Origin of the sequence: Caballeronia sp. LZ003 (assembly GCF_031451465.1) — a bacterium.
Taxonomy (GTDB): Bacteria; Pseudomonadota; Gammaproteobacteria; order Burkholderiales; family Burkholderiaceae; genus Caballeronia.
The window spans coordinates 1-1,351 of the sequence record NZ_JARUXJ010000048.1 but is presented as its reverse complement, the minus strand read 5'-3'; the positions used below and the strand labels follow the sequence as shown (position 1 = coordinate 1,351).

General features: G+C 55.7%; 2 protein-coding genes. One reads left to right on the top strand and one right to left on the bottom strand.

All coding sequences use genetic code 11. The features are described from left to right. A partial coding sequence (locus QCE79_RS32805) for a DUF3005 domain-containing protein (protein ID WP_309851590.1) occupies positions 1-411 on the bottom strand: 411 nt, incomplete at its 3' end. Positions 412-623: 212 nt separating this feature from the next. On the opposite strand from QCE79_RS32805, the gene QCE79_RS32800 reads away from it, so the two are divergent. After that, entirely contained in the window at positions 624-1,154 is a 531-nt protein-coding gene (locus tag QCE79_RS32800; protein ID WP_309851593.1) for a DUF4142 domain-containing protein, read from the top strand. Positions 1,155-1,351: the final 197 nt, after the last annotated feature.

The following is a 1,351-nucleotide window of genomic DNA, read 5'->3' as shown; positions in this document are numbered from 1 at the left end:
ACCGCCGAGGCCACTGGCGGGCGCGGGAACGTTGTTCACCAATGTAGCGTTAGTGCCGATCACATTATCGTGTTGAGGCGATAGGTCTCGTTTTGCCTCAAGGCCCTTTCCGTCCGTGTCGACCGTGTTGTCGGAGGCCTCCATATTTGCGTTATCGACAGAGACGACACGAGACTTCGCGCGCTCGATCGGGTCTGCTGACTGCGCGGTCACCGAGTCAAGATCAATTCCGGGTAGCGGATCGGACTCGCCATTTGCATATGAAGCAGGAGGGCTTTCTTTCCCCGCATGTTCATTTTCCATCACTTGCGGATCGGCGCGGGCGGTTTCTGTAGCAGGCGTCTCAGATGGCGTACGTGCCTGGATTTCCTTCTGCTGCGATTGAGTCGGATTCGATTCAGCGTTGTTCACGGGAATACCGCCGGTTGCATGAGGTTGCGGGAAAGAGAAGCTGAGCGGCTCGGTCGCCCGCTCGACAAAGTGTGAACAGCATTGCGTGTGCCGCAGACGATCATTTTCTAGAGTGTGGAGCGTTAGAGAACCCCTAGATCCCTACGGCACACCGGTTGCTCGTTAGAAGTGCTTCCAAACCGAACGCTAGGAGCTCAAAAGTGAAATTCAATATGGTCCATTTTGCGGCACTGATGTCTGCGCTTGTCGTTGCGGGACCTTCCGCGTTCGCGCAAACGCAGGCCGCCAGCACCACGCAGGCGAACGACCTTCCTGCGGTCGATAAAGCCTTTGCACAGGCGGCTTCCGAATCGAGCTCAACCGAAATCGACACGGCAAAGCTTGCGAGCAAGCAGTCGCAAGATAAAGACGTGAAAGACTTTGCGCATCACATGACGATTGATCACACGAAACTGACCGTCCAGCTCAAAATGGCTGCGCCTCATGGCGTTGCGGTCCCTAAAGACAATTCGGACACGGCGGTACTCGACACGCTTAAGCCGCTTAAGGGCAAAGCGTTCGATACGGCCTATATAAAAACCGTCGGTATCGAGGGACATGAGAAGGCCGTCGCCGCGTTCCAAAAGGAAGCCCACGAAGGCCAAAACGCCGATTTGAAGAAAGCCGCGCAGAAAGCATTGCCCACTATTCAACATCACCTGGAGATGGCGCAGGCGCTTGCGGCCAAGAAGGGCGTGCAATAAACGGGAGGCGCTTCCAAGACGCTAGCTACTTTTTTATCGTCAACTGGGGGCAAGCAGGTGCTGCCCGCCAGTTACTCATTCGGAATGCATTCGCCGGGGTAACGCAATGTTATCGGCAAGCACACTTGAAACCGCGTTCGATATCGGCTGGGACTTTGCTCGGTTTGGGCGAACGCTAGATGCAGGCGTGCACGATC

What these genes read in the sequence shown, in the direction of transcription:
- QCE79_RS32800 (WP_309851593.1), top strand. Translation starts at nt 624, where the DNA reads ATGGTCCATTTTGCGGCACTGATGTCTGCGCTTGTCGTTGCGGGACCT.